Genomic DNA, 19,555 nt, shown 5'->3' with positions numbered 1-19,555 from the left:
TTGCTAACTGACTAAAAGGTGATTTGATATGGAAATTAATGCAAATCGGCAACAAATGATGGTAGCGAAACCCATCGCAAAAAATGAAAATGCCCCGAAAGTTCAAGCAATAGCCCCGATTAATGCTATTGCTGACACCGTGCAGCACTCAGCCTCTACCGCTGAATTGCACCAGCAATTAGGGGCAATGCCAGAGATAGACAAACTGAGTGTTGCGGCGGTTAAAGCTGACATTCAAGCCGGTAAAATCACGCTTAATAGCGCTGATATTGCTAAAGCGATGATCAATTTCCACAGGAGCTGACCCGGCAATGGAAACTACACTGGCAATAAAACAGCAAAGAATGCAGCAGTTGTTGGTGTCTATTCAGGAAGATCGTAAACGTTATATTGCCTTGGAAAAATTGCTGGTAAAACAGCGAGAATTCATGATTACTCATGACACCGAAGCACTGAAAATCCTTAATACGAAGCTAACTGAACTATATGATATTATTGATAAAACAGCCAATGAACGCCAATTATTGATGCAGGAATTACAGCTACCTGCCCATAAAGAAGGTATGCACATGCTAATATCCAACTTACCGTTGCATTACCGTGAGCATTCTTATGCATTATGGGCAGATTTACGCTTACGTGCCGATGCTTGTCGCCAGCAAAATCACCATAACGGTCTGTTGCTAACCATGCAGATGGAAATCCTATCTTCATTGACAGCAACCCAATCTGATTTTCTATATGCCGGCTGATTGCCGAATATAGGCTCTACCAATCAACTTTTATCGCAGTGATATTATGGGATATTCCCCACCAATAACCCCATCGCCATAGTCTAATCCACACTATGGCGATGGGGTTATCAGTATAATCTTCATCATAATATACATAAAAAAAGCACCCAAATTGAGTGCTTAGCCTGCCAGTGAACCTTGCTGTAAAGCGCGTCGCTGCCAACATTGTGCCGCCTGAGCATCAGTAGTTTTCTGTTCACCCCGCGATAATTCCAATTTATGCAGTTCTTGTTGTTGCTCTAGCACCACTGCCACCGTTTTTTCCCGACACGCCTGCTGCTGTAACTGAAGCTGCAACTTACTGGCTTCAATATTTGCCAGCACCTGCTCCTGCTTTTGCCAATCAATAACCCGCTGAATATGGCGCTTATAATGAGCATTATTTACCATTTGTAAGGCCGCCACTTTAGGTGCCAGTACTGGCGTGGCTGTTAATGATAAATCAGCTAATGAAATCAATGCATTGATATTGCTCTGATAACGCTGACACAACTGCTTCTGTTGTGCCAATTGACTACTTGCCTGATTCAATGCTTGTTGACGCAACTGCTGCAATTGTCGCAGCGTGTTGATGGTATCCATTCTGCATACCTGTTAATTAGTTATGAGGGTATAACGCCTTTAAATGTGTAAGGGTGGCGGCAAGTGACGCTAGTTGAGTCACTTCCTGGCGCAGGAAATCGATAATCGCCGGGTATGTCTGCACTGCCAAATCCACCGCAGGATCGGCTCCCGGCACATATCCCCCTAACGGGATCAAGGGCTTGATCGCCATATAATCGGCATAGCATTGCTTTAATGATCGCGCTGAGAGGATCTGATCGTGCGAGGTTATTTGATTCATACAACGACTGATTGATTGGCCGATATCAATGGCGGGATAGTGCCCGGCCTCCGCCAGCTTTCGCGTCAAGACAATGTGACCATCCAATACCGCTCTGGCACAGTCAACTATCGGATCCTGTTGATCGTCACCTTCCGCTAATACTGTATAAATGGCGGTCATGGTGCCACTGCCGTGGCTGTTACCGGCACTTTCGGCCAGACGGGGAATGATACTAAAAGCGGATGGCGGGTAGCCTTTGGTGGCTGGCGGCTCGCCCAATGAGAGCGCTATTTCCCGTTGCGCCATGGCATAGCGGGTCAATGAATCCACCAACAGCAGCACATCCAAGCCTTTATCACGATAATAAGTGGCGATGGAATGACACAGCTCTGTGGCCTTGATGCGCATGAGTGGAGATTCATCTGCCGGTGCGGCAATGACCACTGACTTTGCCATGCCACTGGCCTGCAATGAATGCTCGATAAATTCTTTCACTTCGCGGCCACGTTCGCCAATTAAACCCACCACCACCACATCGGCTTGGGTATAGCGCGTCATCATACCTAGCAGCATGCTTTTACCCACGCCACTGCCCGCCATCAAGCCAACTCGCTGCCCTTTGCCGATGGTGAGTAGGCCATTGATGGCCTTGACGCCCACATCCAATGGCGCACTGACTGGCTGGCGTTGCAAAGGGTGAATTTGCGGTAACTGCGAGGGCAATGGTGTATCGCCACTCAGCACTCCCTTGCCATCAATGGGCTCGCCCAAACCATTCACAACACGCCCAAGCCAACTGTCGCCAATCATTAATTCGTCACCCAGATCAGCAGGAAAAACCCGTGCGCCGCCCATCAGACCATCGGGATGTTTAAAGGGCATCAGGTAAGTGACCTCCCTATCAAAGCCGACAACTTGTGCATCAATAAAAGTTTCTTGCGTGCTTTCAATACGACAGCGCTGACCGATAGCCAAACGACAGCCGACACTCTCCAGTAGGATGCCGTTAACGCGCACTAAGCGGCCAGCCACTCTGGCCAGATTAATGTTATCGATAGATTTCAGTGCGTTATCAAGTGCCGCTAACTCACCCATGGTCTTGATCCGACAGTAAGCTACTTTTTAAAGCATCAATACATTGATCCAGACGATGCTGACAGCCCACATCAATTTCAGTGGTATCGGTCACCACTCGGCACTCGCCACTGGCCATCTCTGCATCCGCCACCAAACCCCATTGTTGAACTTTTTCTGGCGCAACATCATTAATACGGCCCAGTTCGATAGGGTTGAGATACACTTTCAGCTGTGTCGGTACCGCAGGCTGAGCCGCCAGTGCTTCGTCCACTAATGCCAGCAATTGTGCCGGTTGCAGCGCCAGTTCGCAGCGGATAACCTGACGAGTGACTTTCTCCACTAATTGCAGTAATTCATCACGGCGACGATTTTCGTAACTGTGCAAATAGTCGTGCATTTTGGCGACATAGCCAGTGAAAGGCGCGATAGCCTCATTAAAGCGGCTACTTTCCAAGTGCCGCCCTTCAGTTTTCCCTTTTTGCACCCCATCTTCATGGCCCAAGCGAATACCTTCCTGATATCCCTCTTCTTTGCCATCAGACAGGCCCTTACTGAACCCTTGGTTAACTCCTTCCTGAAAGCCGTCCATTAGCTGTTTTTGGTATTCCGCCGGATCCATTATAAGTCCATCAGCAGAAGGGAGCGGCTGACGATGTTGACGTAAAGGTGGGAACTGATGGACCCGTACCTTGCGGTCACCGGAGCGCGAACTATTTTTGGTCAACATTGCCCTACTCCATGGTCTGTTCAGCAAATAATTGCACTTGGATTTCACCGGCTTCAGCCAGTAAACGCACCTGCGCCATAATCTCTTTACGCACATGCTCTACCCGACTAACCGGTACCGCCCCCATACGATTTGTCGCATTTTGCAGTTGCTGTATCTGGCGTTTTGGCAGCACGTCATAGATGGCCTGACGCAGTACCGGCTCGGTGCCTTTTAGGGCAATTGCCCAGTCACTCATCGGGATGTCATCCATCAGCCGCTGTAAAGTCACCTCACTCTGACGACTAAGAATAAAGAACTCATACATTTCATCCTTGAGATCATTCAAGACATCTTCATCACGCTCTCCCAACTGTTCCAGCAGTTGCTGCTGGTTGCCGGGAATGCGGTTGACGATATTCGCGGCTTGCTTAATTCCCACCACTTTCGAGCCATGCTCTGACAGCACCGCGACCCCGCGCTCAATCAAGCGATCCAACTCATCAACCACATCGCGGTTAACATCGTCGAGCTTGGCAATACGGTACAGCACATCATCCTGACGTCCCTTTTCCAGATAGGCCAAGACTTCGGCGGCGACATCTGGCGGTAGAAAGGCTAAAAATACCGCCTGCAACTGTAGATGCTCCTGCTCAATCAGCGCAGCCAATTGCGGTGTTCCCACCCATTGCAATCGGGTCATGCGATGACGAATCTCATCACCATAAATGCCATTAATCACACTTTTGGAGATATCACTGCCCAAGGCTTTATTCAAAATCCCCTGGAGATAGCTGCGTGATGCGCCATTAATCCCACTTTGTTCGCGATAATCGACGAAGAAATCATCCAGAGCCTGTCGCGCATGGTTCAGCTTAACCCCATGCAGGCGAGACATCATCTGGCTGATGCACATCACCTCTTCACGACTCAGTTTTTGCATCACCATGGCCGCGGCTTCTTCACCAATACTCAGTAATAAAATGCCAGCCTGCTCCAACCGGCTACGTATTGGTGCTACCGCTTGAGGACTATCATTGACGATCGCGTCATCACTCTGATTGGGGTTTAATTCGTTCATTATTATTAATCCATTGTTTGATGACTTCGGCGACGCGTTCAGTTTCTGACTGGGCCAGTTGTTGTAAGTGACTAATTTTGGTTTCCAAACCAGAGCCTTGCGGCGGCAAATTGTCATCTTCCTGGAATGAAGAAGTTGATAATGCCCGCTCTAATATTGTGGTGTTTTCCGTTGTGCTGGTGATAGCCGTCTGACTCTCATTATTTTCTGTGCTGGCGACACCAATACCTTGCACATCTCGACGTGCCAGCCGCTTCATCAATGGACGAATACCCAATAACAAGAACAGCAGAGACAACAGACCAATGCCGATGATTTCAGCCCAACGGAGAGTCGTTGGATCTTGCCACCACAGGATTACAGGCTCTTCAATCAGGCCCGGCGCAGTAAATGCCAGCATGTTCAGAGTTAAAGAATCGCCACGTTTCACATCAATACCGGCAGCATCTTCAATTAAACGTTTTAATTCATTCAGTTGCTCCGGTGCCCATGCCTCCAGCGCTGGGGCTGCTTTATTGAGAATAACGGCCACCGTCATCTTCTCCAGCTTAAAACCTGGGTAGCGAACATGGCGGATATCACGGTCATAAGTGTATTTACGTTGCGCCTGGCTGCGGCTGACGATTGAAGGCGGAGCCGTATTGCCCATTTGAGCGGCAGGTTGATTGCTTAAGGAACCAGGGATCCCCATCGCCATGTCATCGTTGCCATTTTCCTGCTGAATATTTTCATCGCTAATATGTGGCTCTGGGCCAAAACGCTCGAGTGTTTCTTCAACATGGCTCAAGTCCAGTTGTGTTGCCACGCTAATACGATAGTTATTCGCGCCGACGACCGAGCTCAACAGATTGGCAATACTTTTCTCTGTGGAACTCTGTAAATAATGGGCCAACTCAGCGCCGCTTTTCACACTCGGCATGCCATTACTGCCAGCCTGATAAGCTTGCGACAGCAACTCGCCGTGCTGGTCAACGACCCGAACATTGGCGGCTTTCATGCCGGGAATACTGCCGGCTACCAACTGGACTATGGCACCCACTTGCTCTGTTTTCAGAGTCTGGCCATACTTCAGCCGCAGCACCACAGAAGCACTGCTTTCTGATCGGTTGCTGATAGCAAAGGAGCTGGCTTCACTCATTCCTAAGTGAACTCGGGCATAATCCACCACGCTCAATGCCATAATGCTTTGCGCTAATTCGCCTTCCAGACTGCGTTTGTAACGAACATTTTGGATAAACTGGCTACTACCCAGCATGGTTTCTTTATCCATCAGTTCATAACCCAGCGGCAATGTCGCAGCAATCCCTTTGGACGCCAATAAAATACGGGCTTTACCTAACTGATTCTCAGCCACCAATACTTGGCCATTATCTGGATTAATACGATAGGCAATGGCCTCTTGGTCTAATACTTCGACCATTTGGGCAATCGGAATATTCTCCTGTGAGCCAAACAAGGCGGTATATCCCTGCGAGCTACGCCACAGGCTGAAAATAATCGCGCCAGTGACCAGAATTGCCGCCAAACCCACGAGAATGCTTTTTTGATTATTACCCAAATTGACAGAGGATAATTTTTGCTTAATTTTCTCTAACACCGATTTACCCTACAGCGCAATATTCATGACTTCATCCAGTGCAGTGGTAAGCTTATTACGCACCTGCACCATCGCGGAGAAAGCCACACTGGCTTTCTGACTTGCTAGCATTGTGCCGGTTAAATCATCACTAATGCCCATATCCATGGCGGTCTGCTGATTGCTGGCCACATGTTGTAAATTATCCACGCTGTTAATCGCGTGATTGAATACCTGAGAAAAAGAAGAATTGGTCTCTCTTCCCTGAACAAATAAGTGGCTCCCAGCGCGTTCTGGTGACTCTGCGCTGAACTCAATATGACTACCGGCCATAGCCGCCATATTCTGCATTTCCAACATCACCGGTAATTGCAGACGCGGCATATTGATTGCTCCGACTTTATCCATCTCTTTTCCTTTTATGAGTAACATTCAATGTCGATACCATCTTCACGCATATTGGCCAGTCGATATCGCAAAGCGCGGGGGGTAATACCTAAAAATGCGGCTGTCTTGGATTTATTTCCCTGATGTCGTTGCAGTAAATCTACGATGTATTGATACTGAGCCAGCCGCCCACGTAACTTAATATTGCTGTTATTATTGGTAGGTTCAAAATCGGTAGCAGAAAGTATTACTTTATTTCCTACCGATTCATTTCCTGTCGAAATTGAGTCATTTATTGCAGTCAAACCCAAATTTTGAATATCTATCAGTCCGTTATTACTCATGATAATCCCGCGCTGAATAACATTTTCCAGCTCACGCACATTACCCGGCCAAGGGTATGTCTGTAACTCACTTATTGCCTGAGGGGTAATGTTTATCTTTACATCCAAGAAGCTTTTATATTTATTAAAAAATGCCATAACCAACGGCATAATATCTTCTGGCCGTTCCCGCAAAGGGGAAATATGAATAGGGACGACAGACAAACGATAATAGAGATCCTGACGAAAACGCCCTTCAGCGATCTCAACACTCAAATCTTTATTGGTTGAAGCAATTATTCTGATATCGAGAGGGATACGTTTATGGCTTCCAAGACGTTCAACTTCTTGCTCTTGCAATACTCGCAACAATTTCACTTGCAGAGCTAAAGGCATATCACCGATCTCATCCAGTAATAATGTCCCGCCATTAGCTTGTTCAAATTTACCGGCAACACTCGCAACGGCCCCGGTAAAAGCCCCCTTCTCATAACCGAACAATATCGCTTCTAGCATGCTTTCAGGAATCGCTGCACAGTTTACGGCGATATAGGGCGAATTATTACCCATAGCTTTCTGATGGATATATTTTGCCACACACTCTTTACCCGTCCCCGTCTCACCAGTAATTAATACTGGGACATTAAATTCAGCGACCCGACGAGCAAGAGAAAATACACTCACACTGGAGGGCGCATTAGCAACAAAACCATGTTCGCTCTTAGATAACATATCCATAGTCATATTCATCATAATGTGTTTACTCCCCAGTGAAGCCAATGGAATTCTTTCAAGAACTAATAATACGACATGAAAAAAGCCACTCTTAAATGTTTAACAACAAAAAAAATAACGACCACTAAAAAGCATTAATAACGGTTCATTAAGTAGTGACGGAAATCATTGAGGCGAGACTATAGACACCCTTTTGTAAATAAAGTAATTAAATAAAAATTAAAAACATTAATAGAATAAAAACAACAAGTTATGTGAAATTATATTAATTTTTAGATAAAAAACAAATAAATTAATAAAGTAATTCCTATTGTACTGAATTGTAATGCCTGATTTAATTATCGCCTTGTTAAATTCAGTGGAAAGTTAATAAAGCAGGATATGACGACATATTATCACTCTCTATAATAACAAATGTTAACGAGTGTATGGTTTGCTTTCTGCGCAAGATAAAAATCACTAGCATCGATAAGTCTCACTCGTTACATGCAGCCGTTGGCAGTAATGATAAAAATTAGCCTGACTATTATTCTGGATAAACCATGCAGAAAAACAAAGCTAAAGTAAGGGTTCATAAAAATGACTCCATACTGAAAACAATGACACTCGACATTAATAAATTAGGGCGTCCTTATCATAAGATACCTAAGATAGTGGGTGATTACTTTTCTGTTATTGAAAATAACATCAGCCTATATTTCTTAAAAAAATATCGCATAAATATCACCTTAATAGATATTAAATTCGAAACAGACTGTAGCTATAAAAATGCGACGACACTCAGTAGCCAAATGGGTGATGTCGCATTTGATATTGACCGGACACTGCTGCTTAACATTCTTAATGACTATTATGGTTTAACCAAAGAAAAAAACACTATTTCTAACATAGATAACTCGCCAATAACGCAAACAGAGGAAAGGTTAAAAAACAAACTCAGTCTTGAGATAGCCGAGCTTATTCTTAACCAGCCGGTTTTCGGTGAACCACTAATAATAAAAAATAATAATGTCGCCCCTATCACTCATTGGTCATATCGTATGGACTTTTGGTTAAAGGGCTATGAGACATGTGGTTTCACATTACTTATTGACCTGCCCCATGTAGAACGATTCCTCAATACACTGAATCGTGAATCTCATGGGGAAAAGAAAAAAGCACAAACGTTATCAGTAGCACAATTTGATCAGCTAGTCAGAAAACTACCTATACGCCTCACCAGCCAATTATGTCTCAGTGAACTGACATTTTCTGAACTAATGGCATTACAAGAAGGGGATATTATCTCCGCCACTCTGCCAGAAAGTTTTCCGGTATTTATTGGTAAAGAACCTCTATTTAGCGCCGTGGTGACTGAAAGTCGCGGCAAGCTATTTTTATCTGAATTTAATGACAAAACTAATGAGATAAACCATGACTGACCAATCACTTGAACTCAATAATGACCTGGACTTTAATTTCTCAATGGAAGAAAGCGCAGCCAATATTCCCCCGACTGCCGAAGCCGTTGAGGTGACCACAATGGATGAGCACCTGCATGAACAGCAACGTAAAATATCACTGTTCAGCCGCATCCCTGTCACTTTAACGCTGGAAGTTGCCTCAGTAGATATCCCACTGTCAGAGTTGATGACCGTGAATAACGATTCAGTCATTGAGTTGGATAAATTGGCTGGCGAACCACTGGATATTAAAGTCAATGGCATCATGTTTGGGCAGGCAGAAGTGGTTGTGGTCAATGAAAAATATGGTCTGCGTATTGTCAGTTTCAACAATCAGGGCTTGGGTGAACTCGCGTTATGATATTAAGCCGCCTACGGGTTATGACGGCCATCCTAATGAGTGGTGGCATATTTATCAGTGGATTACTGTATTCCCCCCTTCTTCTGGCACAAGAGGGCGGAATTACCCTGTTCAGCACTGTTCCCACGGCTGCGGGCCAAGATTATAACGTCAAAATTGAAATTCTGATCTTGATGACGTTGCTGGGTTTGCTGCCAATCATGATGTTAATGATGACCTGCTTCACCCGCTTTATTATCGTCTTGGCAATATTACGCCAAGCTTTGGGATTACAACAAAGCCCACCCAATAAAGTGCTGACAGGAATTGCTCTCGCCCTAACCTTATTAGTGATGCGCCCGGTATGGACCAAAATTCATCAGGACGCCGTGATCCCTTTCCAAAATGACGAAATCACCTTACCGCAAGCCATTAGTCGAGCTGAAGCTCCACTCAAAAACTATATGCTCGCGCAAACCAGTACTAAATCGCTGGAACAGATGATGGATATCGCTCAGGTCACCGGCGAGCCTCAGCAGCAAGATCTTACCGTGGTGACTCCGGCCTATATTCTTAGCGAGCTAAAAACCGCCTTCCAGATTGGCTTTATGATTTATATCCCTTTTTTGGTTATCGACCTGATTGTCGCCAGTATTCTGATGGCAATGGGCATGATGATGTTGTCACCGTTAATTGTCTCCTTGCCATTTAAATTGATGCTGTTTGTCTTATGCGATGGCTGGACATTAATTGTTGGCACGCTGACTGCCAGCGTGCAGGGGCTGTAGCATGATGACCACTGATATTGCTGGGGATATTATTGCGGCGGGGTTACATCTGGTGTTGATCATTTCCGTGGTTGCCATTATCCCCAGCCTATTAACTGGGTTGCTGGTCAGCATCTTTCAGGCCACCACGCAGATTAATGAGCAAACTCTCAGCTTCCTGCCGCGGTTGGTAATGACCATGTTGGTGTTGATTTTTGCTGGCAAATGGATGCTGACCAAGCTGAGTGACTTCACCATCAATATTTTCCATCAAGCCGCGCAGTTGGTGGGATAAACAGTGATGGGAATTGATATTCAATCGCTAACAACGCCGCTATTTGCACTCTGGTTACCTTTTGTGCGGATTTTATCGTTTTTGCACTTTTGCCCAGTGATTCAACATCATGCCTTTACCCGCAAAGCAAAAATTGGCACCGCCTTACTGCTCGCTGTACTGATCACCCCGATGCTTAATCAGCCGGTGATTATCAGAGAATTATTATCCATGAATTCACTTTTGCTGGCGGGTGAGCAAATTTTGTGGGGCTGGTTATTTGGCTCAATGTTGCAATTGGTTTTTGCCGCATTACAGGCCGCAGGGCAGATTTTATCTATGAATATGGGCTTAGGTATGGCGGTGATGAATGACCCCACTAGCGGTGCCTCTACGACAGTGATTTCACAGATTATTTTTGTCTTTAGTACCCTCATTTTTTTTACGTTGGATGGGCATTTACTGTTTGTCACCATCCTGTACAAAAGTTTCGTCAGTTGGCCGATAGGTGAGGCTATCAATGACTTTTCGCTGCGTTCTCTGGCGCTAAGCCTCGGTTGGATCATGTCATCCGCTACTCTGCTGGCGCTACCAACAACCTTTATCATGCTGATTGTTCAGGGATCTTTTGGCTTACTGAATCGTATATCACCGACGCTAAACCTATTCTCACTAGGGTTTCCAATCGGCATGTTATTCGGCCTGCTTTGTCTGCTGTTACTGGCAATAAATGTACCGGATCACTATCTCAATTTAACCAACGAGATCCTGACCCAACTTGAACGAATGAAGGTGCGCTGATGTCGACCTCTAGCGGAGAGAAAAGCGAAAAACCCACCACGGGAAAACTGACGAAAGCCAGAAAGAAGGGGGATATTCCGCGCTCAAAAGATGTGACCATGGCGGCAGGATTAGTCGCATCGCTAATCACGCTGACACTCTTTCTCCCCTATTACAAAGAGCTGATTAAAGAGTCATTTCTAGCCGTTAGTCGCATGGCCGGCAGGATGAATGACCCCACCGCATTGGAACAATTACTACGAGTCAATCTGCTGATTTTCAGTAAATTTTTAGTCACACTGACCCCAATTCCATTGATCAGTATATTGGCAACCTTAATTCCTGGGGGCTGGAATTTCACCCCAGTAAAATTGCTGCCTGATTTTAAAAAGCTCAGTCCGTTGGCGGGTATTAAAAAAATATTTTCCGCCAGCAATGGGACTGAAGTACTGAAGATGTTGGCAAAGTGCAGCATTGTGCTTTACACCCTGTATCTGGTGGTCAGAAACTCACTGGCTGATTTATTGCGTTTACAAGCATTCCCCTTGCAGGAAGCTATTACTGAAGGCTTCAGCCTCTATCACGGTATTTTGGTGTATTTCATTACTATTATTGTGATATTTGCCGCCATAGATATTCCACTAAGCACTTATCTCTTCACCAAGAAAATGAAGATGACCAAACAGGAGGTCAAACAAGAACATAAAAGTAATGATGGTAATCCAGAAATTAAAGCCAGGGTGCGTCAATTACAACGGCAATTTGCAATGGGGCAGATTAATAAATCAGTGCCTAATGCCGATGTTATTATTACCAACCCAACACATTTCTCTGTTGCATTAAAATACGCGCCAGAGAAGGCCAGCGCTCCCTATATTGTTGCGAAAGGAAAAGATGATATTGCTTTATATATCAGGAGCGTGGCTAAAAAAAACAATATTGAAATTGTTGAGTTCCCACCTTTAGCACGGGCTATTTACCATACCACCAAGGTCAACCAACAGGTTCCAGCCCAGCTCTATCGCGCCATCGCTCAAGTACTGACTTATGTTATGCAGGTCAAATCTTGGCGCTCTGGTCTGGCCAATAAACCGGTATTAAATACCCGCCTTGGTATTCCCAAAGAGATGCAAAAATTCCATGATGAAAAATAAATTAAATAATCTTGCACATATATTGAAAGAGATACACATCACTGTTCCAATATTATTACTTTGTGTATTGGCAATGGTCATTTTGCCTCTATCCCCGATTGTATTGGATATTTTATTTACCTTTAATATTGTTTTGGCTGTATTGGTATTATTGGTCAGCGTAAACAGTAAACGGCCGCTAGATTTTGCAATATTTCCGACCATCCTGCTAATTGCGACCTTAATGCGTTTAACATTGAATGTAGCCTCAACCCGCGTGGTGTTACTCAATGGTCACGAAGGGCCAGGTGCTGCCGGTAAAGTGATTGAAGCATTTGGTCAGGTAGTGATTGGCGGCAATTTTGTGGTCGGCTTTGTCGTCTTTATCATTTTAATGATCATCAATTTTGTGGTCGTGACCAAAGGCGCTGAACGAATTTCCGAGGTCTCCGCCCGCTTTACTTTGGATGCCTTGCCTGGAAAACAGATGGCTATTGATGCCGATCTTAATGCCGGGTTAATTAATCAAGAACAAGCGCGTCTACGCCGTAAAGAGGTCGCCAGTGAAGCCGATTTCTATGGTGCGATGGACGGGGCCTCCAAGTTTGTTCGCGGTGATGCCATTGCCGGGATTATGATCTTGGTGATCAATGTTATCGGCGGTATTTGTATTGGTATTTTTAAATACGATCTCAGTGCCAGCCAATCATTTCAGCAATATGTATTACTCACCATTGGTGATGGCTTAGTCGCACAAATTCCCTCGCTGTTATTAGCCACTGCCGCAGCCATTATTGTCACCCGCGTCAGTGATGGTGGCGATATGACTGATGAAATTAAAGATCAGTTGCTGGCAAAACCGACCATTTTATATGCAGCCGCATTTGTGATGTTCATTCTCGCCATTGTGCCGGGGATGCCCCATCTCGCCTTTCTCAGTTTCACCGGATTACTGTTGTTCGCCGCTAGGCAGCAAAGTAAAAAAATACAGCAAGCGGATGTTGAACCCGATCTTACAGCCCTCAACCAAGCCATTTCTGATGATAATTCACTAAATATCAATTGGGATAATATTCCAATTGTAGAGCCCATCGGCTTAAATTTGGGTTATAAATTGGTAACACTGGTCGATGAGTCAAAAGGCCGGCCTCTGACCCAACGCCTACGTGGTGTGCGGCAGATTATCTCGGAAACCTGCGGAATTTTATTACCCGAAGTTAAAGTGCGGGAAAATTTTCGGTTAAAACCGTCGCAATATAGTATCAATATTAATGGTGTCAAAGTCGCAGGGGGAGAAGTTCATATTGATAAACTGATGGCAATCCCGACCGCAGAACAATATGGGGAAGTAGATGGTATTCTGGCGACAGACCCAACCTATGGCCTGGCTGTAGTATGGATAGAGCCGCAAGATAAAACGAGTGCCCTAAACTTTGGTTATCAGATAGTAGATTGCGCCAGTGTGGTTGCTACCCATGTTAATAAAGTAGTACGTGACCATTTACCCGTGTTATTTAACTACGATGATATAACTCAATTACAACAACGCCTTGAATCATTATCACCACGATTGGCCGAAGATTTAACCACCGCGCTTAATTTCAGTTTGCTGTTGAAAGTGTATCGCCAGTTATTAACCGATAATGTTTCGCTAAAGGATATTGTTACCATCGCCACCGCATTATTGGACAGTGCCACCCTAACCAAAGATGCTCTTTTATTGACCTCTGATGTACGTTACGCATTACGAACTGGGATCGTCAATAGCATCAATGGCGATGATAAAAACCTGGCGGTTTATACCATCAATAACGAATTAGAGAATATGTTACTTGGTTCGCTTAATCAGGCACAGCAAGCAGGAAAAGTCGTATTGGATAATTTCCCTGTCGATCCGAATATCTTGGCCCAGCTACAGCAAAATATGCCCATCATTAAAGAACAGATGAAAGCGGAGAATCACCAACCGATTTTGTTAGTAACACCGCAGTTACGGCCAGTAATTGCGCGTTATGCTCGGTTATTCTGCAATGGGTTAAATGTATTGTCTTATAACGAAGTGCCCGATGATATGGCACTGAATGTGATTGGTACGCTGGAATAAAGCTGGGCATCCCGAATCACTGACCTAACTCAGTGATTCGGATTTCAATGCAGCTTGCAGCGGCCTCGAAGAGAAAAATAATAGCGAGCAGCTAACAACCCTGCAGCTTCAAGACGCAGGAGGTAATCAAAAGTTATTGGAGTTGCAGGTAGGCAGCAAACAAGCAAATCCCGATGAGCTTACTCAAGTAAGTGATTCGGGTGAGCGTGAGCAGCTAACAACCCTGCAGCTTCAAGAACGCAGGATTTAATTATCGATAAACGTCTGCTGCCACTCCATAATTGTTTTTGGTCTTTTCTCTTTATTTTCAGGCACATTAGTAAAATAGTGAACACGTAAGCTGCCATCTTTTTCTGGCGCGACAAAGGCGGCCCATATTTGGCCCGTACGGCTGTACATAATTATCGATGCCCGTTTATTTGCGGCACCTCTCACCCAGGTCGATAGTACTTTTGCACCTCGGTTATCCAGGTCATGGCTATAAATGTAGACGTTTGCCGACGCAACAAATTGCTCATAATTCTCGCCGACTAAATCACGGAATGATTTATCGACAGCGGCATCCGTAAAAATACCAATGGAGAGTAAACTTGGTGCCTCTCTGGGATCTTTCTCTGCCCTAACATATTGACCATCAATAAAAACATCTTTTGGCATCGAAATACGACACCCCCAGCTACCGTTGCTATGGACCTGAATGGAGCCATCTTTTGTTGGAATCAACAGTAACCGACAATTCGTTGTATTTTCAATGACATCAACTACGGCCAGCCCTTCAACTTTACGGGCCTCTGCTCGGAAATTACCCGCATTTTCACCCGACCAGGCACTACTATCAATACTGAATCCCCACTCTGTGACTCGATTAATTTTGATAATACCGCCACGGTCATTCCCTTTGGTGATATTCCACCATTGACCACTCCAGCCGAAATTTTTATCAATATCAGACATGGAAGCAATGCCCTGAAAATAAGCGCGTTGAATACAACTATCACTGGTACAGCTATTTAGGGCTTTTTCCCATGCTCGCCGCTGTTGGTAAACAGTTTCAGTATCATATTTCACTAGCATTGCCTGATAAATGTCACTGAATGTCTGATCCAGCCAATGTAAATCCTCATCACTACACACAGTGTACTCAACCGGTGTCGCGGCACGTTGGCAGTTAATGGCAAAAGCGGATGATGAGAGAATCATCATCAACAGAAAGAAAATACCGCGAAAATAAGCCATATTTATTATTTAACCTGATGAAAAGTATGTTTTTTATTATTTATGAGATGACATAAAGCATGCTCACTATATCTTTTTTATGATCAAAAATCTTTAATAGACAATAAAAAGCCACCAGTGTGGGCTCAACAATCAGCACAATCTGGTGGCTTATACTCTTTATTACGACAGTAATTTCTATTACTTAATTTTAATCTCTATTTTTGACACTATTAAGACACTTGAGCATTATCTGACAGATTAAAAACAGCAACGGCCTCAGTTAATTGACGGGCTTGTTCTTCGAGTGAAGCTGCGGCGGCGGCTGACTCCTGTACCAGAGAGGCATTTTGCTGTGTCACACCGTCCATTTCTGCCACTGCCTGACCAATTTGGCTTATTCCTCGGCTTTGCTCATCAGAAGCTGAGGCTATTTCGCCCATAATATCCGTCACATTGGTGACGGCCTGAACAATACTGTTCATCGTTTCTCCGGCTTCTGAGACTTGTTTAGATCCTATATTGACCCGAGATACCGATTCACTAATAAGCCCCTCAATCTCTTTGGCCGCCTGTGCACTACGTTGCGCCAAATTGCGAACTTCGCTGGCAACCACCGCAAAACCACGTCCCTGCTCGCCTGCACGTGCAGCTTCAACCGCGGCGTTTAATGCCAGAATATTCGTCTGAAAGGCAATGCTGTTTATCACGCCAATAATATCGGCAATACGCCGCGAACTGTCGGTAATACTGCTCATAGTGGCGACTACATCATTGACAATACGCCCGCCATTTTGTGCCGTAGTGGAAGCATTTTCCGCCAGCTTACTGGCCTGATGGGCATTTTCTGCATTCTGTTTTACCGTTGCATTCAGCTGTTCCATGCTGGCCGCAGTCTCTTCCAGCGCCGCAGCTTGTTGTTCTGTACGCGAAGAGAGGTCGGCATTCCCTGCTGCAATTTCCCCTGCGCCGGTATAAATCGCATCGGTGCTATTGCGAATGGTTGATACTGTATTCACCAGGCTATTTTGCATTTCACGCAAATAAGGGATTAACTGCCCAACACAGTTGCGGCCAAACTCAGCCATTGGGCGGCCTAATTGCCCCTCAGCTAAACGCTTAAAGTGCAATTTAATGGAATTAAGCGGGCGCACCAAGTAGGCAACGATGTAACGGTCAGTTAAGAATAAAATGATCACCCCCGCAATTAGGGCCGCCAGTAGTGCTCGTTGGCACCATTCGACTAATAACTGAACCCGCACACTTGCCGCTTCTGTTGCCTCATTAACGGTAGAGTTATATTTCTCCACCGCTGCACCAAACTCGCGACTTAATGGCGGATAAACGTTATTAAACAGCTTGTTATAATCTTCAACGCGATTTTCGGTCACCGCCTTAAACATTGGCTCAATCCCTTTACTCAACAATATTGACCAGCTCTCGATGGTTTTATCCGTCAATGGAGGGTCCATACCTTCATGAGATTGCAGCTTAAACTTCTCCAGTGCTTCTTGAGTAATTTTAAAGGCGACACCTGCCGACGCTAATTCACGATCAGCATCTGCAACCGCCCCATTTTGACGATAAGCTGCTGCACGACTCAAACGTGTTACCACGCGGAAATATTGGTCATTACCACGATTAATAATATTAATGTTTTTCTGTTGGCTAGAACTCTGCTGTAAGGAGTGAGTCAATTGGTTAAGTGAAAATAATGTAAAGGTGGAGACCGCCCCCCAGAGTAACAAAAATATAACAAGAATAGATAATAACGCCATCCTGATGGTGATATGTTTTAGAAAATTCACGGGAATACCCCTGTGTTTTATTTTTTTAGTTTATTTCCTTGAGATTTCAAGGTGTTTATCGCTGATAATTTCCGCAAGGAAAAAGGCTTATTATCAGGATTAGGCATCAAAATAGCATAAAACCAATACAAAAGATCAAGATGACCGATCAATAATAACTAACTGATTGATTTCATCTATTAAAATGTAAATAACGATCGCTAATTTTGATCGAAAAATGATTAGCAACCCTCAGTGTTTACCGCAGAATATGTATTTATTATGAATATAAATACAGCACCAGAATGTCTATTAAGTGTTGGGATAGTTAGCCTATTAATTAATTTATTTACAGATAGCTCATTAGCTCTTTTTACAACAACAGAATTAAATATCTTATTAAATAAGATTGGGCGCGATAAATAAAAAACTAACAAAAATTCATATCAAACCATCAGGTGCGATATACAGCAGAATTTATCTATTTATTCATGTTGATTCTTTTGCCATTTTTTAAGTCAAGAAATACAACCGGGGGAATAACCATTTTATGCATTGAGCGACGACTAGATGCATACCTGTAAGGCCAATGAGGAACATTGAGAAAGATTGAGAGTAAAGCAGACAAGCAATGCCCTGCCGCTCAGTGGTTTGCTAAATACTCCGGCGTCAGTAGCCGCGCCTCATCCAGCTTGCCATTCGCCGTGAGTGGCATTTCAGTTAATAGATACAATTGATGTGGCACCAGATAGTCTGGTAACCGGCAAGCCAGATCGCCCAAAATTCGGCAAGGCTCCGGTGAGCATGATAGTGAGCAAGAGCACGTCGCAAAAGCCAATAACGTCTTCCCCTGCTGGCGTACCATCACCCTCACTTGTGAAAGCAAAGGACATACCTGACTAAGCTGAGATTCAATCTCATTAATATCAATCAGATAACCATTAATATGCACTTCATCTGCGATTCGGCCCAAAAAGCGGAATTCTCCCGTAGCCCATTGGCAAGCTTTATCCCCAGTGCGATAAAGACGTACTTGCTGACCATCGGGCTGCTGCCAATCAATAAAGCGGCTGGCGGTGAGTTGTGGCTGATTAAGATAACCGCGAGCCAAGCCAATACCGGTTAAACACAGCTCGCCAGCAGTGCCTGTTGGGCACGGAGCGCCCAGTTCATCAAGTATCCAAGCCTGCATCTGGCTGATAGGATTACCAATATTGACTGTCTTATTTGGTTTCAAGCGGGCACAAAGTGCGGTTACCGTACATTCAGCCGGGCCATACATATTGTACAGTTCAACTCGTCCGGCCCAGCGTTCGGCCTCAGTTTGAGGGCAATCTTGCCCCCCAACTATCATCACCGACAGTTTTTGCAGATCATTGGGATTTAAGCCTGTCAGCCACGCGGTCGGTAGTAATAAATGAGTCGCTGACCTAGCCTCAGCCTGATGAATCATACTGACGTCGGCCAGCGCAGAGATTAAACACGCCCCGGCAATCAGTGGCAGCAAGGTGGCCATATTACCCGCATCAAATGCCAGCGACAGTGTGTTATAAACCCGACTCTCCGCACAAACACCAAGGCGCTGCTGATGATCCAGTAAAACATTCGCCAGCGCGCGGTGCTCAATCATGACGCCCTTTGGGATGCCAGTAGAACCAGAGGTATAGACCACCATGGCCAGCTGTTCTGGGCGACGAATGAATACCGGCGGCTGTTCGGCAGACCAAGAATGCATTGCCCGACGAAAAGAAAGGGCAGAAATATCGAAATAGCGGCAATTAGGCCAGAGTAACAATTGCTCAGCAGAGCCGCAGCCCAGAATGACCGCCAAACGAGCATCCGTCATACAGTGAGTCAGGCGAGCCAATGAAGCATGGCTATCTAAAGGAACATAGGCCGCGCCAGCTTTCCAGATTGCCAATATGGCAACCAATAGATAGGGATCAGCCGAGGTTAACACCCCAATCAAGGAGTGCGGGCCGATGCCCTGTTGATGCAGCCAACCGGCAATACGGTTGGCATCCTGATTAAGCTGAGCATAGGTGACGTATTCATCATTAATATAATGCTGAGCAGCAATATGCTCCGGTACCTGTAAGCACTGTGCTTCGATCAAATCGGTCACAGTGAGCGCTGTCAGGTTATTCATTCCAAATATCATCCATCAAGCATTATTTTTAATACATTAAGGTCAAATAACCTGTGAGC

At 45.0% G+C, this 19,555-nt stretch carries 18 protein-coding genes and 2 pseudogenes; 9 read left to right on the top strand and 11 right to left on the bottom strand.

The window, feature by feature from the left end:
* Nucleotides 1–28 precede the first annotated feature (28 nt).
* Nucleotides 29–304 (top strand): flagellar biosynthesis anti-sigma factor FlgM, encoded by a 276-nt coding sequence (flgM, locus tag FTA96_RS17715; protein WP_050123475.1) that lies wholly within the window; start codon nt 29–31, stop codon nt 302–304.
* Between the two features lie 7 nt (nt 305–311).
* Nucleotides 312–752 carry a flagellar export chaperone FlgN gene (gene flgN / locus FTA96_RS17710; protein ID WP_145574453.1) on the top strand — a complete coding sequence of 147 codons (441 nt, stop codon included), beginning with the start codon at nt 312–314 and terminating at the stop codon, nt 750–752.
* 162 nt (nt 753–914) lie between these two features.
* On the opposite strand, the gene fliJ is transcribed toward flgN, so the two are convergent.
* The 8 genes and pseudogenes from fliJ to FTA96_RS17675 form a co-directional block, all read right to left on the bottom strand.
* Nucleotides 915–1,376, bottom strand: coding sequence for a flagellar export protein FliJ (gene fliJ / locus FTA96_RS17705; RefSeq protein ID WP_145574451.1), 462 nt, complete (start codon nt 1,374–1,376; stop codon nt 915–917).
* A 16-nt stretch (nt 1,377–1,392) separates the two neighbouring features.
* Nucleotides 1,393–2,715 carry a flagellar protein export ATPase FliI gene (gene fliI / locus FTA96_RS17700; RefSeq protein ID WP_145574449.1) on the bottom strand — a complete coding sequence of 441 codons (1,323 nt, stop codon included), beginning with the start codon at nt 2,713–2,715 and terminating at the stop codon, nt 1,393–1,395.
* Nucleotides 2,708–3,424, bottom strand: coding sequence for a flagellar assembly protein FliH (fliH, locus tag FTA96_RS17695; protein ID WP_050145376.1), 717 nt, complete (start codon nt 3,422–3,424; stop codon nt 2,708–2,710). The genes fliI and fliH overlap by 8 nt, the downstream gene beginning before the upstream one ends.
* Before the next feature lie 4 nt (nt 3,425–3,428).
* Nucleotides 3,429–4,484: a flagellar motor switch protein FliG gene (locus tag FTA96_RS17690; RefSeq protein WP_050145377.1), complete on the bottom strand. Its 1,056-nt coding sequence runs from the start codon at nt 4,482–4,484 to the stop codon at nt 3,429–3,431.
* Nucleotides 4,456–6,081 carry a flagellar basal-body MS-ring/collar protein FliF gene (fliF, locus tag FTA96_RS17685; RefSeq protein ID WP_145574446.1) on the bottom strand — a complete coding sequence of 542 codons (1,626 nt, stop codon included), beginning with the start codon at nt 6,079–6,081 and terminating at the stop codon, nt 4,456–4,458. Before fliF ends, FTA96_RS17690 begins: the two co-directional genes overlap by 29 nt.
* A gap of 9 nt (nt 6,082–6,090) precedes the next feature.
* Nucleotides 6,091–6,468 carry a flagellar hook-basal body complex protein FliE gene (gene fliE / locus FTA96_RS17680; protein WP_145574444.1) on the bottom strand — a complete coding sequence of 126 codons (378 nt, stop codon included), beginning with the start codon at nt 6,466–6,468 and terminating at the stop codon, nt 6,091–6,093.
* An 11-nt stretch (nt 6,469–6,479) separates the two neighbouring features.
* Nucleotides 6,480–6,656 (bottom strand): annotated as a pseudogene (locus FTA96_RS23800) (helix-turn-helix domain-containing protein); the annotation flags it as partial.
* A gap of 113 nt (nt 6,657–6,769) precedes the next feature.
* Nucleotides 6,770–7,523, bottom strand: a pseudogene (locus FTA96_RS17675) (sigma-54 interaction domain-containing protein); the annotation flags it as partial.
* Between the two features lie 524 nt (nt 7,524–8,047).
* On the opposite strand from FTA96_RS17675, the gene FTA96_RS17670 reads away from it, so the two are divergent.
* Genes FTA96_RS17670 through FTA96_RS17640 form a run of 7 tightly spaced genes read left to right on the top strand, consistent with a single transcriptional unit; the run spans nt 8,048 to nt 14,345 of the window.
* The gene (locus FTA96_RS17670) at nt 8,048–8,926 is read left to right on the top strand and encodes a FliM/FliN family flagellar motor switch protein (protein WP_145538231.1); all 879 of its coding nucleotides are present in this window, start codon (nt 8,048–8,050) and stop codon (nt 8,924–8,926) included.
* Complete coding sequence (gene fliN, locus FTA96_RS17665) at nt 8,919–9,308, top strand: flagellar motor switch protein FliN (RefSeq protein ID WP_050134270.1); 390 nt, start codon at nt 8,919–8,921, stop codon at nt 9,306–9,308. Before FTA96_RS17670 ends, fliN begins: the two co-directional genes overlap by 8 nt.
* The gene (gene fliP, locus FTA96_RS17660) at nt 9,305–10,075 is read left to right on the top strand and encodes a flagellar type III secretion system pore protein FliP (protein WP_144417157.1); all 771 of its coding nucleotides are present in this window, start codon (nt 9,305–9,307) and stop codon (nt 10,073–10,075) included. Before fliN ends, fliP begins: the two co-directional genes overlap by 4 nt.
* A gap of 1 nt (nt 10,076) precedes the next feature.
* Nucleotides 10,077–10,349 carry a flagellar biosynthesis protein FliQ gene (gene fliQ, locus FTA96_RS17655; protein WP_050123454.1) on the top strand — a complete coding sequence of 91 codons (273 nt, stop codon included), beginning with the start codon at nt 10,077–10,079 and terminating at the stop codon, nt 10,347–10,349.
* A 6-nt stretch (nt 10,350–10,355) separates the two neighbouring features.
* Nucleotides 10,356–11,129, top strand: coding sequence for a flagellar biosynthetic protein FliR (gene fliR / locus FTA96_RS17650; protein WP_145574443.1), 774 nt, complete (start codon nt 10,356–10,358; stop codon nt 11,127–11,129).
* On the top strand, nt 11,129–12,262 hold the full coding sequence (flhB, locus tag FTA96_RS17645) for a flagellar biosynthesis protein FlhB (RefSeq protein ID WP_145574441.1): 1,134 nt from the start codon (nt 11,129–11,131) through the stop codon (nt 12,260–12,262). The genes fliR and flhB overlap by 1 nt, the downstream gene beginning before the upstream one ends.
* Nucleotides 12,249–14,345: a flagellar biosynthesis protein FlhA gene (locus FTA96_RS17640; RefSeq protein WP_145574438.1), complete on the top strand. Its 2,097-nt coding sequence runs from the start codon at nt 12,249–12,251 to the stop codon at nt 14,343–14,345. The genes flhB and FTA96_RS17640 overlap by 14 nt, the downstream gene beginning before the upstream one ends.
* A 246-nt stretch (nt 14,346–14,591) precedes the next feature.
* On the opposite strand, the gene FTA96_RS17635 is transcribed toward FTA96_RS17640, so the two are convergent.
* The 3 genes from FTA96_RS17635 to FTA96_RS17625 form a co-directional block, all read right to left on the bottom strand.
* Nucleotides 14,592–15,581: a lysozyme inhibitor LprI family protein gene (locus FTA96_RS17635; protein WP_375541933.1), complete on the bottom strand. Its 990-nt coding sequence runs from the start codon at nt 15,579–15,581 to the stop codon at nt 14,592–14,594.
* Nucleotides 15,582–15,793: 212 nt separating this feature from the next.
* Nucleotides 15,794–17,368 carry a methyl-accepting chemotaxis protein gene (locus tag FTA96_RS17630; protein WP_050123447.1) on the bottom strand — a complete coding sequence of 525 codons (1,575 nt, stop codon included), beginning with the start codon at nt 17,366–17,368 and terminating at the stop codon, nt 15,794–15,796.
* A 622-nt stretch (nt 17,369–17,990) separates the two neighbouring features.
* Nucleotides 17,991–19,496 (bottom strand): amino acid adenylation domain-containing protein, encoded by a 1,506-nt coding sequence (locus tag FTA96_RS17625; protein WP_145530878.1) that lies wholly within the window; start codon nt 19,494–19,496, stop codon nt 17,991–17,993.
* Between the last annotated feature and the right edge of the window lie 59 nt (nt 19,497–19,555).

It is taken from the genome of Yersinia alsatica (assembly GCF_902170305.1).
Taxonomy (GTDB): Bacteria; Pseudomonadota; Gammaproteobacteria; order Enterobacterales; family Enterobacteriaceae; genus Yersinia; species Yersinia alsatica.
Note: the sequence above shows the minus strand (reverse complement) of the source record. Positions and strands in the feature narration are given on the sequence as shown.

Bases quoted from the DNA above. Each gene is read 5' to 3' on its own strand.
- flgM (WP_050123475.1), top strand. From the start codon at position 29: ATGGAAATTAATGCAAATCGGCAACAAATGATGGTAGCGAAACCCATC.
- flgN (WP_145574453.1), top strand. From the start codon at position 312: ATGGAAACTACACTGGCAATAAAACAGCAAAGAATGCAGCAGTTGTTG.
- fliJ (WP_145574451.1), bottom strand. From the start codon at position 1,376: ATGGATACCATCAACACGCTGCGACAATTGCAGCAGTTGCGTCAACAA.
- fliI (WP_145574449.1), bottom strand. From the start codon at position 2,715: ATGGGTGAGTTAGCGGCACTTGATAACGCACTGAAATCTATCGATAAC.
- fliH (WP_050145376.1), bottom strand. From the start codon at position 3,424: ATGTTGACCAAAAATAGTTCGCGCTCCGGTGACCGCAAGGTACGGGTC.
- FTA96_RS17690 (WP_050145377.1), bottom strand. From the start codon at position 4,484: ATGAACGAATTAAACCCCAATCAGAGTGATGACGCGATCGTCAATGAT.
- fliE (WP_145574444.1), bottom strand. From the start codon at position 6,468: ATGGATAAAGTCGGAGCAATCAATATGCCGCGTCTGCAATTACCGGTG.
- FTA96_RS17670 (WP_145538231.1), top strand. From the start codon at position 8,048: ATGCAGAAAAACAAAGCTAAAGTAAGGGTTCATAAAAATGACTCCATA.
- fliN (WP_050134270.1), top strand. From the start codon at position 8,919: ATGACTGACCAATCACTTGAACTCAATAATGACCTGGACTTTAATTTC.
- fliP (WP_144417157.1), top strand. From the start codon at position 9,305: ATGATATTAAGCCGCCTACGGGTTATGACGGCCATCCTAATGAGTGGT.
- fliQ (WP_050123454.1), top strand. From the start codon at position 10,077: ATGATGACCACTGATATTGCTGGGGATATTATTGCGGCGGGGTTACAT.
- fliR (WP_145574443.1), top strand. From the start codon at position 10,356: ATGGGAATTGATATTCAATCGCTAACAACGCCGCTATTTGCACTCTGG.
- flhB (WP_145574441.1), top strand. From the start codon at position 11,129: ATGTCGACCTCTAGCGGAGAGAAAAGCGAAAAACCCACCACGGGAAAA.
- FTA96_RS17640 (WP_145574438.1), top strand. From the start codon at position 12,249: ATGATGAAAAATAAATTAAATAATCTTGCACATATATTGAAAGAGATA.
- FTA96_RS17635 (WP_375541933.1), bottom strand. From the start codon at position 15,581: ATGGCTTATTTTCGCGGTATTTTCTTTCTGTTGATGATGATTCTCTCA.
- FTA96_RS17625 (WP_145530878.1), bottom strand. From the start codon at position 19,496: ATGAATAACCTGACAGCGCTCACTGTGACCGATTTGATCGAAGCACAG.